This window comes from Candidatus Paceibacterota bacterium, assembly GCA_035438625.1.
Taxonomy (GTDB): Bacteria; Patescibacteriota; Minisyncoccia; order Phycocordibacterales; family DAORIS01; genus DAORIS01.
Genome location: DAORIS010000005.1, coordinates 26,167 through 38,568, shown reverse-complemented (window position 1 = coordinate 38,568; position 12,402 = coordinate 26,167). Strand labels below are relative to the sequence as shown.

General features: G+C 41.8%; 13 protein-coding genes. 3 read left to right on the top strand and 10 right to left on the bottom strand.

Annotated features, from left to right (window positions below; all coding sequences use genetic code 11):
• The first annotated feature begins 14 nt into the window (after window positions 1-14).
• Window positions 15-1,826: a glycosyltransferase family 39 protein gene (locus tag PLF31_02625; GenBank protein ID HRH26340.1), complete on the top strand. Its 1,812-nt coding sequence runs from the start codon at window positions 15-17 to the stop codon at window positions 1,824-1,826.
• On the opposite strand, the gene PLF31_02620 is transcribed toward PLF31_02625, so the two are convergent.
• From PLF31_02620 to PLF31_02610, 3 genes are all read right to left on the bottom strand, one after another.
• Entirely contained in the window at window positions 1,823-2,953 is a 1,131-nt protein-coding gene (locus PLF31_02620) for a glycosyltransferase (protein ID HRH26339.1), read from the bottom strand. The two genes, PLF31_02625 and PLF31_02620, sit on opposite strands and share 4 nt — an antisense overlap.
• Before the next feature lie 176 nt (window positions 2,954-3,129).
• Window positions 3,130-3,420 carry a KGG domain-containing protein gene (locus tag PLF31_02615; GenBank protein ID HRH26338.1) on the bottom strand — a complete coding sequence of 97 codons (291 nt, stop codon included), beginning with the start codon at window positions 3,418-3,420 and terminating at the stop codon, window positions 3,130-3,132.
• 111 nt (window positions 3,421-3,531) lie between these two features.
• On the bottom strand, window positions 3,532-4,083 hold the full coding sequence (locus PLF31_02610) for an ATP-dependent Clp protease proteolytic subunit (GenBank protein ID HRH26337.1): 552 nt from the start codon (window positions 4,081-4,083) through the stop codon (window positions 3,532-3,534).
• A 137-nt stretch (window positions 4,084-4,220) separates the two neighbouring features.
• On the opposite strand from PLF31_02610, the gene PLF31_02605 reads away from it, so the two are divergent.
• The gene (locus PLF31_02605) at window positions 4,221-5,759 is read left to right on the top strand and encodes a peptidoglycan-binding protein (GenBank protein HRH26336.1); all 1,539 of its coding nucleotides are present in this window, start codon (window positions 4,221-4,223) and stop codon (window positions 5,757-5,759) included.
• Between the two features lie 58 nt (window positions 5,760-5,817).
• On the opposite strand, the gene PLF31_02600 is transcribed toward PLF31_02605, so the two are convergent.
• The 4 genes from PLF31_02600 to PLF31_02585 form a co-directional block, all read right to left on the bottom strand.
• Window positions 5,818-6,471: a hypothetical protein gene (locus tag PLF31_02600; protein HRH26335.1), complete on the bottom strand. Its 654-nt coding sequence runs from the start codon at window positions 6,469-6,471 to the stop codon at window positions 5,818-5,820.
• 62 nt (window positions 6,472-6,533) lie between these two features.
• A complete protein-coding gene (locus PLF31_02595; GenBank protein HRH26334.1) occupies window positions 6,534-7,079 on the bottom strand; it encodes a nucleoside monophosphate kinase in 546 nt (181 codons plus the stop codon).
• 24 nt (window positions 7,080-7,103) lie between these two features.
• The gene (locus PLF31_02590; protein HRH26333.1) at window positions 7,104-8,084 is read right to left on the bottom strand and encodes a CAP domain-containing protein; all 981 of its coding nucleotides are present in this window, start codon (window positions 8,082-8,084) and stop codon (window positions 7,104-7,106) included.
• Between the two features lie 19 nt (window positions 8,085-8,103).
• Window positions 8,104-8,355 (bottom strand): GIY-YIG nuclease family protein, encoded by a 252-nt coding sequence (locus PLF31_02585; protein ID HRH26332.1) that lies wholly within the window; start codon window positions 8,353-8,355, stop codon window positions 8,104-8,106.
• Window positions 8,356-8,391: 36 nt separating this feature from the next.
• On the opposite strand from PLF31_02585, the gene PLF31_02580 reads away from it, so the two are divergent.
• Complete coding sequence (locus PLF31_02580; protein HRH26331.1) at window positions 8,392-9,321, top strand: NAD(P)/FAD-dependent oxidoreductase; 930 nt, start codon at window positions 8,392-8,394, stop codon at window positions 9,319-9,321.
• Here PLF31_02580 and PLF31_02575 read toward each other — a convergent pair.
• The 3 genes from PLF31_02575 to PLF31_02565 form a co-directional block, all read right to left on the bottom strand.
• On the bottom strand, window positions 9,311-9,733 hold the full coding sequence (locus tag PLF31_02575) for an SRPBCC family protein (protein HRH26330.1): 423 nt from the start codon (window positions 9,731-9,733) through the stop codon (window positions 9,311-9,313). The two genes, PLF31_02580 and PLF31_02575, sit on opposite strands and share 11 nt — an antisense overlap.
• 4 nt (window positions 9,734-9,737) lie before the next feature.
• Window positions 9,738-10,433, bottom strand: coding sequence for a hypothetical protein (locus tag PLF31_02570; protein HRH26329.1), 696 nt, complete (start codon window positions 10,431-10,433; stop codon window positions 9,738-9,740).
• A 168-nt stretch (window positions 10,434-10,601) separates the two neighbouring features.
• Entirely contained in the window at window positions 10,602-12,347 is a 1,746-nt protein-coding gene (locus PLF31_02565; protein HRH26328.1) for a helix-turn-helix domain-containing protein, read from the bottom strand.
• Between the last annotated feature and the right edge of the window lie 55 nt (window positions 12,348-12,402).

Here is a 12,402-nt window from a genome sequence, read left to right as displayed (position 1 = left end):
CAGTCTGTTAGCATATGAACACCATGAATTCATTACGTGAAGATAGTGTGGCTCGAATCGGCCTTATATTCCTCCTAATTGTAAGTGCAACAGTCATTGCACTTACCAGTGCCTGGAATGACTCATTAACTTTTGACGAAGTACCACATATTGGCGCCGGATACTCATATCTTGCAACCCAAGAAATGCGCCTGAACCCAGAGCACCCGGTACTTTTTAAAGACATTGCAGCACTACCTCTAACTCTAGGCATTGCAGGTCCAATACAACAATCTGTCTTTTCAAATCCTTCGTGGACCACTAACCACAATGACCAGTGGCAATTTGGAAATGACTTTTTATTCGCACCGGGAAACAATACTCAAAACATAACTCGAGCAGCACGTATACCACTCATAGTATTTTTTATTGTCGCATCCATACTTGTACACCTCTGGACACAGAAACGATTTGGATACCTCGCTGCGCTCATTGCCACAATCGCCTTTTGTTTTTCTCCAACCATTCTTGCCCACAGTCGACTTGTCACAAATGACATGGCGGTACTCTGTGGTGTATTAATATCACTATTTTTCTTTGTTCGATTTTTACATAACCCAACAGTTGTACGTACGATATTTGCTGGCGTTACACTTGGAATAGCGCTGATCACCAAATTTTCTGCGGTGATACTTATTCCTTTTCTGTTTCTCCTCTTGTGTATATATGTATATTCCTCACCGAGTGGCGGAAAACTAAAGCTCTTTGGACAGTATGCATCAAAATTAGTATTGATATATGTTGTTGCGTGCTTTGGAATTATCTATCCCTTGTATGCCTTTCATATTTCTTCGTACGAAGGCACACGACAATATGAAGATACAGTAGCAATACTTAAAAATGCTCCATCGGTGTTTTATCCAATTATTTGGTCATCAGATAAGTCAGTGCTTCGTCCACTGAGTCAATATGCACTTGGAGTGGCAATGAACAGTATCCGCACAAAGGATGGAAATACCCACTACTTCCTCGGCACTGTTGGGACAGAAACTCATGCCTCATACTTTCCACTTCTGTACTCTCTTAAAGAAACCATTCCATGGCTTTCGCTCGTTCTCGTTTCAGTTGGTTATGGAATTTTCCGCACAATCAATTTCGTAAAACGTAGACATATTACAGAAAATAAAAAAATGAACATCGGGGAACATATTCACTACCACATCGATGAAGTTACTATCGCTCTATGGATTATCCTCTATAGCGCAATATCAATCTTTGGAAACCTAAACATTGGCCTTCGTCACCTTCTTCCAATCTATCCTTTCATTGTTATCCTCACAGCTGGCACGATTACGTTACTCATCAAAAGAATAAAAACATATTCATACAAACAATTTGGATATGGAGTACTTATGGCTATCCTACTGTGGCACATACTTGAAGCACTCATCACTTTCCCTTCGTATCTGAGTTATTTCAACAAATTCGCTGGTGGGTCAAAGCATGGCAACGAGTACGTAACTGATTCAAATGTTGATTGGGGACAAGACATACTACGCCTTAAGTTTTGGGCGGACTCACAGTCAATACCCCTAGTAGAAGCTGACCTATTTACAAGTACCGATCCAGAATACTATCTAGGCGATGCATACGCGCCACTGTGGCGTGAAAAATATACTTCTCTAGAAGATTTTCTAGCGCGACGAGAATCTACTAATTCTGTTATTGCTATCTCTTACACTACACTTAAAGAGGCGTGGGCAACAGAAAGTGGATACCTATGGCTCAAAGATATTGAACCAACAACAGTCATTGGAAGCTCAATTACTGTCTATGCGTTTAACTAGCGACGCTTCCACACAAACAACGTGTAGCCAATGTAGTTAGTGAAAAACCCTAAGATAATTCCGAGTGCGTATGCAGAACGCAAAATTGTTGGGTCACTTGTCACTTGTTCTGTCGCAAATATCAATACCCACTGAATACAAATCGAGCCGAGTGATACGAGATGAAATTTTCCGATTCGCCTTACAAGTGAATCAATGGCATTTGCCGTCCCTTTAAATGTGAGGTGGTTATTAAGTGTAAAGTTAGAAAGTATTGCCAATTCCCCACCCAGAACTGCTGCAATACTTGGACGAACAATTTCATATGAAATACCCAAGAGTTCAAAGACAACGGTCTGAACAATGATTCCCACTATTCCAATCAACCCAATTCGGAATAACTTCCAAGAACCGAGTGTTTGCAAACGGAGTAACAGAACAACTCTCATTGATTCAAAGATGTCTTTCGCTGTACTTTTTGACACATCATGCTCACGCACCTTAAATGCAATTGGAACTTCACGAACCTGTGCACCATATCGATACATCAAATACAGTAACTGGATTTTGTACGCATAATGTCGTGTTATCAAATCTTCTACAATTTTTGGTAACTTTTCTGCAAATCCTTTCACGCGAGAAAGCTTCAAACCTGACGTAACGTCATTGATTGGCAACTCGAGTACAAACTTTGCAAATAAACTTCCGAATCGACTTAAAATACGCCTATAGAGCGCCCATTCCCTTGGCACACTGCCTCCTGGGACATACCTTGAACCAATAACATAGTCGTACCCCGCATCAAAGGCACGAATCATGTGAGGAATATACACAGGATCATGTTGACCATCTCCATCAAATTCAAGATATGCGTCTGCAGAAAGGTTGTGGATTGCATACTGTATTCCCTCAAGATACGCTGCGGCAATTCCCTTCTTTTCTTTTTCCACAATCAACTTAACAGTATCTGGATACTGTGTTTGAAGTTTACGAACCTCAAGCGCTGTTCCGTCCGGTGAATTACCATCAATCACCACCACAAAAAATGCATGTTGCTGTAGAGGAGAAATTGTTTCAATGACACGAGTAACAACCTCGGCAATGGTTTTTTGCTCGTTGTATGTCGGGATGAGTAGTGCGATACGCATATATTTTTCCAGCCTATCAGAATTATCTTCTCCTGCAATGGAAAAACCGGCCTTGTGAGCCGGTTTCCAGGGACTATAGCGACGGTCAACGATTACGATTCGGTTGCCTCCTGAAGAAATCAGAATATTAAATTATATGAGGCACTCTGCTAATTAGCTGATAATTAGTCCGGTTTCTAATCTCGGGAAGAGAAGTCATCTTCTTCGTACCCTTCTTGGTCTGAATCTTCCATAGACTTCTCTTGCCGTCTACGTGCTGATGCTTGACCACCCTTAGAACCTTCTCTTCGAGCACGTTCAGGATCGTTTGCAAAATTACCTCCCGATCCTCTTCCACGTCCTGACTGCTCTTCAGAATCATCTTGCACGCGAGACGCACTGGAAGCTTGTCCTCCCATACTCTGTATCTCGCGTTTCTTCTGCGGATCCATATTTTCTGATCCGAGACCTCGTTGTTGCGTTGACATAGTGTGTTTTCGATTTAGAACTAATAATGTTCTCAACCGCCTCCTGCTATATCCCATGCTAATTATAGGAGGGTCAATATATGTTTCAAGCGGGTTATGCACCTCTCACATTTACACCCCAGCAGAGCCTCCTACAGCGCCAATTGGTGCTCCTCCGGGTAGTTTTGTGATGATATCTGTGGCAATACCATACTCCACTGCCTGTTTTGCGGTGAGTATCTTACTTTCACGCAAAGTATCTGCAATTTCTTTGTTTGTTTTCCCAGTTTCACTGGCAATGATCTCAATATTTCTTTTCAGCAGTTCTTTTAACACTGTCAGTGTTTCTTCGTGACTATGGAGTGACGCAGTTTGGTTTCCAATGGTATATGTTCCCTCGTGGAGAAAAAATCGACATCCTTGTAACGCTGACCGCTTCTTTCCTGCTAAAAAAATTGTGTTTGCAGCAGAATCGATTTGAGTAAAACCAATTGTATTCACTTCAATGGGGAGTGCCTTAAGATACGCGTACATGCGAATTGCAGAGTCCACATCTCCTCCTGTAGAAGAAATGAAAACGGTTAATTGACTCGCTTGTTTTGCATACACTTGTTCACTCGCCCAGGTTATTAGGTCATGAGCAACGCGTGTATCAATTGCACCTGTAATTACGTACCAAAGCATATATGTATTGTACCCCTCCTATTACAGTTTCAAGCGGCATTGCTAAGAGTACGTATTGGTATTACTCTATACAATAAGATGTCCTTCAAACAGAGTGGGCATTATTAGTAATTTTAGTAATAATTTATCCTTTATTTATGATTAAGAAGACATGCATGTTCGCGCTCGCCGCGATGGCCTTGTCCCTGATCTCCGCAACAGGAGCTTCGGCACAGAGTTCATCATGGCAGCCGATCTCACGCGAGCTTCAAATCGGTTCAAACGGCCCTGATGTGGCTGTGTTGCAATCGTTCCTTGAAGCGAAGGGATACGTAGTTATTCCTGGAAATGTTATCCGTGGTACATATGGCGCACTTACACATGGTGGCGTCATGAAATTCCAACAAGCAAGTGGAATTACACCAAGTAATGGTCGCTTTGGACCTGCCACAAAGGCAATGTACAACTCTCTCGTTGGAGGTGGCACAACTGGTACTCCCACACCAGTTAACCCAGGAGCAGGTGTCTGCCCTCCAGGATTTTATCCAACTGTATACAGTGGAATGAGTGTCTGTTACAAGAGTGTTTCAGGAACTGGAAACACAACAAACAACGGAAACAGCAATAATACTGGCGACCTAGAAGGCAACGAAGCATCACTTGAAAACTTCGAAGTAAGTGAAGGTGATGACGATGAGCCAGGACAAGGTGACTCTGATGCAGAAGTCATGGAGGTCTCATTTGATGTTGAAGATGGAGACGTCCGCATCGAACGAGTAGACTTCGATTTCGTATTTAGCGGTGGAGACAACGCAGATGATGAACCGTGGGATGTCTTTGAGACAGCTCGTGTTCTCGTTGGCGGCGAAGAAGTTGCTGATATGGACGCAAGTGATGAGGATGAGTGGTCAGAAGAAGACGACGATGTCTACCGCCTACGATTTAGTGGTGTTGATACCATTGTCCGCGAAGGAGAAACAGCTGAAATCATCCTAGCACTTGATATCGCAGAAGATGTTGAAGGGTCAGATGATGGAGATGCAGTATGGGAAATCTCAGTTCCAGATAAGGGTATTCGTGCCTTTGATGCTGAAGGAGTAAATCAACAAATCGGAGATTCTGAAGAAGAAATCACGATTGATATTGCAGAAGATGGCGATAACGACGACGACGATGACAATGACAATAGTGATGACGATGAACTTTCAATCGATGACTCAAGCGCAAGTGTCTCAACATCAGTAAATGTCTACGAAGACACAGTATCAGGATGGTACACACTCTTCGCATTCGAAATCGAAACTGGTGACAATGACATTGAGCTTACAGAACTCCCAATTACAATTGAATTCCTCGATGAGGGATCATTTGATGACGTTATCGATGACATCAAGATCCAAATCGACGGTGACGAATACGATGATTTCGATATTGAGGATGAAGACGATGAGGTTGCGGTAGTTACATTTGACTTAGATGGTGATGTCGAACTCGAGGGTGACGAAACATACACAGCATATGTCATGGTTAAATTTGCTGAAGTAGATGGAAACTACGACGATGGAGATGAAATTGTTATCTTCATGGACGAGGATAACGTTGATAATATTGTTGCTGAAGGTGACGAAGAGCTTGATGCTGACCAACTCGATGGTGAAGCAGAAAGTGATGACATTGAACTAAACGTAATTGAATAGTTCCAAGAAATCATTCAAATAAAAAAACCGCCCGGTGGGCGGTTTTTTGTTGTCTTACTTATCTATCTCCCCCTGTCACAGTACCCGTAACAGATGTATTTACATTAACTCCCGAATTAACATTTCCTCGAATCATTGCTGATATGTCGGTAAAGTTAACAGTTGTTGGAGGTGTAAATTTTTCTTCATCTACAACCCAGTCAGTACATGTGTACTCAATTTGTGTATCAAGTCCTGCTTGTGTATTTCCTTGTGTTTGTGCTGAAGTAGACGAATTTGCATCAGCTGCAACCATCTTCATACCCTGCGAACCTGACCATACATACACATGTTCTCCGTCGGCGATCATATGTGCATCATCAGCAGTAGAAGCTGAGGCCGTAACTTCAAAATCCGCTCGAACTCGATTACCTGCTACAAACGCTACCCCATTACTTTCATCAGTCTTAACATCACAGCGAACATTCTTTCCTAGGGACAAGAGGGTTCTAATTGAACTACTACCGTTATTGTTTGCCTGCACACCTACCTGTGCATCCCTTTCTTCATTTGTCATATCAGATGGGTATTTAATATTTTCATCTGATGCATCTTGTTTGTTATACATGTAGTACGTACCACCCGCAACAAGTGCGAGAGCTACTGCTGCAACAACAGCAATGAAAATAAACCCTTTCTCTCCTTCGCATGAGAGCCGAGTATTTGTAACCATAAAATTGTAATGAACTATTAAACAGAACAGTAGCAGTATATCAATTGCGACTAGTAAATGCGCTACGAGAGTAGCGAGCTCATTGCCTGTCTAAACTTCAAAAACAATGTCTCTTTGTCTGAATCATTATTAATATGAATGTCAGCATGTGACATAACCGCGGCTATGTTTGGAGCATTTGGATCAGGATTTGATGATTCAATCGTATCTCGTTCTAAAAATTTCTCATAGGACATTTCATTATCAATATCTGGCCTTTTTCTTACCCATTCAAATCTTTTCTCCATTGGAGCCGTAACAGAGATAATGGTTCCTCCCAACTTCTTGAATGCTTCTGCTTCAGCCGCTGCTCTTAACCCTGAAAGAACTAGCCCATCTGGATGCATTTCAATTGCTTTCCTGACTAAATAATCAGCACCTTTTTCAGCGCGCAAATGAGTAGCGACAACTCGCAGTGTTAGCCTATCTGGAGTCCCTAAGTTGTTCTCTACTACGTGATATCGGAGCATATCACCACAAGAAACATGTTTTAAATCAAATTCAGCGGCCGCGAATTCTGACAAGGTATCCTTGCCTGCGCCTCCCGGACCTACGAGCGCAATTTTCATATCAAAGAAATTGTAACACAGGAATTACGCAAGTAATTGGCTATTCCATACCAGAAGCCCCAGAACAAGAGCAAATAATGCACAGCCGAAGACAACGTCCTTCGGATGCCTTCTGCTAGCCTCAATTCCAATGAGGAGTGCTATTGCAATGATTGTAACGGCCATGATCAACGAGAATGCATATTGAGCAAGCAATGCAGGGTTAAATACAAATTTTGCATACCAAGGAGCCGCCGGTGAGCTTTCTGTACGTGACTCTGGTTGAGGAATCGAAACTACCGACGCAGCTTGTACTGAGGCATTTCTGACAGATACAAATTGTTCTTTTTCAGTAGCATGTTCACTGACTACCGCAACGCGTATTGGTGTGACTTCTTGAACTGGAGTTACTGTAACAGGTGTCACTAGCGCCGTTGTATTTTGTACTGGTTGTTGTGTTGGAGTTACAACAGCTAATTTTGGAGCACCAAACATTTGTGCAACAAATAATGTCTGTTTTCCTTTGTACGTTCCGCGAGCGACTCCAATACCGATTTCAGTAAACTGACCGTTTAAAATATTTGCTCGGTGTAATGGAGAATCCATCCATGCTTTCTGAAGAGGCTCTGAGTCACTGAAATTAACTGCGAGATTTTCTCCGGCATATGCAAAATTATAATCCACTGCAGCAAACCAGTGCCACGGTGTTAATCCTTCGGGACTATTGTGCGCAAAATATTCCTTACTTGCCATGTCTTCTGCTTTTAATCGTGCAGCTTCTGCTAACTTGGGGTTTTCAACTAGGTCTGACTGTCCAGCACTTGCACGATCTTTATTTGCTAGATCAATCAAAAAATCTGGAGCAATAGCTGTTGCGAGATTCCATTCCCCAACATGTCTAATAGCATATTGTGAGGAAATGAAGATTGCGGCACAAAAAATAAAAAGAAATGCAATATGACCACCCTTAAAAAAGTGAGGTCTGTAGCCATTTCCGTGGTGAGGAATGAGATATTTCTTGACCATTTCCTAATAGTATAGCGTATCAAGACACTTTTTGAGTCTGTGTAAGTGCGAGTTTATCTTCACGAGATAAATGCTTAATCTGACTCTCTCGTTCTGAGGCAATACTTCTATTTTCACACTCTTCAACGTAGATCACCTTTTCAACCCTCCTCGCGCGCGTATAACGACTTCCAATACCCTTTGTATGTTCTTCCAATCTCCTTTCAACATCAGTTGTAATGCCTGTATAGAGAGATCCATCCATACACTTCAAGATATACACAAAATACATTTGGTAAGCATAGCAAAATTGTTATGATGACTATATATGTCGCGAACTCCAGCCCAACTCGATTGCATCATTGTTGGCGGAGGAGCTGCTGGACTTGCTGCAGCAATGGTTTTAGGTAGATCAAGAAGAAATATTGCAATAATTGATGCCAACCAACAAAGTAATCGAGTAGCACCACTTTCTCACAGTGTGTTTACCAGAGACAATACTTCCCCACACGATTTATATACAATCGCAAAGCAACAAGTGTGTACATACCCAACAGTTCGACACATTGAAGACTTGGTTACAGCGATTACATACCTTGAAGATGGTTCTTTTTATGTAACTCTTGAACACGGAAAACCTCTCGAGGCTCGGACAATTCTTCTTGCACAAGGAGCAATATATAGTCTTCCTAAAATAAAAGGTATTGATGCTCTATGGGGTACAAAAATATGGCATTGTCCGTATTGCGAAGGATACGAAGCGAAAGATACAAAACTTATTGCAATGGGTAGTGCAAACTGGATTGATCACATGAGTGTCATTCTTCCGTCGTGGAGCCGAGACATTTCATGGTCATGTATTGAAGGTGTACTAAATGACATCACGACTCAAAGAATTGCCAACGCTGGTGGAGTGATAGTTGAAAAAGTAACTTCCCTTGAAAAGACAAAGAACGGTGTGTTGGTCACTTTAGAAAGTAATGTACGAATCGAAGTTGCAGAAGGAATTGTAGAGACCAAAGCTCGCGTTCGTGACAATGTGTCAAAAAATCTAGATTGCGAACGCGATGACTCGGGACACATTATTTGTGACGAGCACGGTAAAACGTCAGTCAGTGGAGTATATTGCGCCGGGGACACTGCCCGTGTCGAACGACAATTAAATGTATCAGTCGCGTCAGGTCACAAAACAGCAATGCATATTAATGCATACCTTGCAGAAATGGACCGAAAAAAAGAAGGTTCAATTATTTTGTAACCAGCTTCTCTAACTCTCTCAGTACCATCTTCCAATTCTCAGCTGAGTGATCCGCCTTTTCTTGCGTATCAACATTTGATTGATCAATGGTGACTTTTGTTCCACCAGTTACTTCTTCTACAGTAAACGTAAGTATTTGATAGTTTTCAAGGCTATCTGGAAGCGTTCCAGCATTACTCCAATAGTTATATGAGAAAGACTTCTGTGGCTCAAAAGAAAGAATAGTTCCTTTATCTTCATATGCAGCACCATTCCACTCTCCACGAAAGATAATTGGAGCACCAACTTCCCATGTTGTTTCGAGATTTGTACCAAAAAAGTATTGCTTAACTAATTCTGGTTGTGTCAGTGCGTCCCATACTTTTGGAAGCGGAGCTGTAATAACAGAAGATATTGATGTTGAATATGCCATATATCTATAATTTTTTAAATGAGTCAGTAATAGAAAATATTCCTTTAATTGGATAAATCTGCCACCTGTCTGTGCTTAACATTTCAATCAGCGTAAGCACTCCTGAAGCAGTGATTCTGTCTCCACTTTTAATTGACGGAACCATTGAAGACATTAGGTAAAAATCAACAGCGTAATATGTTCCGTCGTCAGCTTTCAAACCAAATACACATTCTTCAGTCTGGGGACCAGTTGTGTTTGTGTGCGGAAGACACATATATGTACCGGTAAGCGTTGTGCGTTTTGGCACATCGGCAAGTTCAACCGAAGTTACATCAATCCGACCAATACCTTGGTACTTTTCGTGAGTTTCTGCAGTAAATGTTCCACTTACAAGTACCGGAGCTTCACCGGGAAACGCAGTAATATTTTTATACGTTGGATCTGTGTCACGAAGTGCATAAAACCTACCCCCATAGTCTTGTAGACCGAACGCACACTCGAGTGTTTGCTCTCCAGCTGACTCACGATGAGGAAGGCATGTAATTATTCCCTTCACAGAAATGGGTCCATTGTCTGGTAGCGCCTGCGGCTCTTCGTTTTGAGTATGCTTAGGATAGTTCTGTTCAATTACCGAACTCACTGCAAACCCTACTCCTGCAACAAAAAACACTGCCGCAATTACGAGCAGTATCTTTTTATGTGTTGAATTGAATGTCATATAGACATTATATACACAACACTCGTATATAGAACTACCTCTTCTTTGACTTTTGTGCTGCAAGACGCGCGTGCTTTGTTACCAAGCGCTTCTTTGTCTTTCGTGAACGTGACGCCCTGTTTTTTGTATTTACTGCTGTTCTTTTTGCCATACCATAACTATAACCTATTATTCCTTTTTATACATCAACCGAGCCAGACGAAGATCATCATACGAATACTCACCTTTAAGTTTTTCAAAGACAGGATGAATCTTTTCAATGCCACAGCTATCAAACGCTCGATGAATTGCGGGAAGGGATTCAAGTAGTTCTGGTGACATAAATCGAGAACAAATTGTATGATCTGCTTTTCCTTGAGAAATTAATTCTTCAATGTGACCAATGACTGTACCCCGTGTCAGTCCACGTTCTTCTGCAATTTCTCCAATTGTTTTTCCTTGATTGAGGAGTGTAAGGGTTGCTTCTCGAGTATCCCCTTTTCCAGAAGATTTCTTTTTAATTGTTTTAGTAATTGATCCACCAATTGCTTTTAGAAAATTCTCATGCATCTGCCGAAGGTCTTCAGACGACATTGTTTCAAACGCCGCGTCAGCTTCGTTTGAAAAGCGCTTAAGAGTGCCATCTTCTTCTAATACATGTGGGTGTACCTGAAACGCTCGCGCGTTCCAACCTAATATATGAAGCCCTGAGAGCCTTCGTACGCGCGAAAGTGCAACATACCCTTGCCCATACTCAAACACATCACCTAGGTCCATTATTGCCTCGTCCAGACTCATTCCTTGGCTCTTATGCACCGTCATTGCCCACGCAAGACGAAGGGGTAACTGACTAATTTGTGCTTTCACTTTCCCATTCTCTTCCATACTCCACTCCATTGGGGTAACCGTAATCAATTGTCCATTTCTCACTTTAACAATTGGCATTCCGTCTGTAGGTCTAAAACCTTCCACTTCACCTAATGTTCCATTTACAAAACCTTCCTTTGGACTATTTTTTGTAAACATCACTGCAGCACCCTTTTTCAACTTCAACACTTCAGGAGAAAGACATCCTTTTTTTAGCGCAATGACAAGAGCTTCTCTACCAGTATGAGACATGGTGTATGTACGCTCTTCTTCTGTAATATGAGAAAGTGTTTTGCTATTAACGGTATCTACATCAAAATTCTTTGAAAATAATTTTGTTACATTTTCAGGTAGCTTATCTCGATCGGTCCTTCTCGATTCCAGATATTCTAAATGCCCTTCCTCAAAAGAGTTTGATCTGATCGCAGCAAGAAGTGAAAGAAATTCCCTGTCATCCTGGCGGTGTTGTTCTGAGAGATAGCAAATGAGTGGTTTGGCATGAAGCCACGCCTCAGATTGGTACGCAAATACTGCCGGCATCTCGCGAGTATCTACGTCAGACGGATCTTGAGAATAATCTTCTTCGTGGAGCGAAGTCTGGGCTCGAGCTTTTTGTTCTACTTCCTTTTTAGAAATTGGTGGGAGTTGAAAAAAGTCCCCGACAAAAACCACTTGTAACCCCCCAAACGGACTTTCATTTTTTCTGACTTCACGACACACCTTATCAACATCATTCAACGCCTCAGGTGGAAGCATTGAGATTTCATCGATAATGAGCACCTTGGCTTTTGTGATTCGACGAGAAATGTACTCAAGAGACGCAATTCGGTCTATTTCGTATTGGTTAAGGTTTTTTTTAATGCCAATGCCGCTCCATGAGTGAATCGTCATTCCGCTGATATGCGTTGCTGCAATACCCGTTGAAGCAGTGATTGCTGGCTCGATTGCGTGCTCACGGAGATACGACACATACTCATTAATAGTGTGGCTTTTTCCTGCACCAGGTTCTCCGGTTAAAAATACATTAGCGCCAGTTTTAAGAATAGAGAGTGCTCGGTCTTGAGTCATTGGTTGCCATTGTAACAAATTCCACACTATGAATTTTTAAAAGGTATTTGACAAG

Coding starts and splice junctions, on each gene's coding strand:
- PLF31_02625 (HRH26340.1), top strand. CDS start 15: ATGAACACCATGAATTCATTACGTGAAGATAGTGTGGCTCGAATCGGC.
- PLF31_02620 (HRH26339.1), bottom strand. CDS start 2,953: ATGCGTATCGCACTACTCATCCCGACATACAACGAGCAAAAAACCATT.
- PLF31_02615 (HRH26338.1), bottom strand. CDS start 3,420: ATGTCAACGCAACAACGAGGTCTCGGATCAGAAAATATGGATCCGCAG.
- PLF31_02610 (HRH26337.1), bottom strand. CDS start 4,083: ATGCTTTGGTACGTAATTACAGGTGCAATTGATACACGCGTTGCTCAT.
- PLF31_02605 (HRH26336.1), top strand. CDS start 4,221: ATGATTAAGAAGACATGCATGTTCGCGCTCGCCGCGATGGCCTTGTCC.
- PLF31_02600 (HRH26335.1), bottom strand. CDS start 6,471: ATGGTTACAAATACTCGGCTCTCATGCGAAGGAGAGAAAGGGTTTATT.
- PLF31_02595 (HRH26334.1), bottom strand. CDS start 7,079: ATGAAAATTGCGCTCGTAGGTCCGGGAGGCGCAGGCAAGGATACCTTG.
- PLF31_02590 (HRH26333.1), bottom strand. CDS start 8,084: ATGGTCAAGAAATATCTCATTCCTCACCACGGAAATGGCTACAGACCT.
- PLF31_02585 (HRH26332.1), bottom strand. CDS start 8,355: ATGTATTTTGTGTATATCTTGAAGTGTATGGATGGATCTCTCTATACA.
- PLF31_02580 (HRH26331.1), top strand. CDS start 8,392: ATGTCGCGAACTCCAGCCCAACTCGATTGCATCATTGTTGGCGGAGGA.
- PLF31_02575 (HRH26330.1), bottom strand. CDS start 9,733: ATGGCATATTCAACATCAATATCTTCTGTTATTACAGCTCCGCTTCCA.
- PLF31_02570 (HRH26329.1), bottom strand. CDS start 10,433: ATGACATTCAATTCAACACATAAAAAGATACTGCTCGTAATTGCGGCA.
- PLF31_02565 (HRH26328.1), bottom strand. CDS start 12,347: ATGACTCAAGACCGAGCACTCTCTATTCTTAAAACTGGCGCTAATGTA.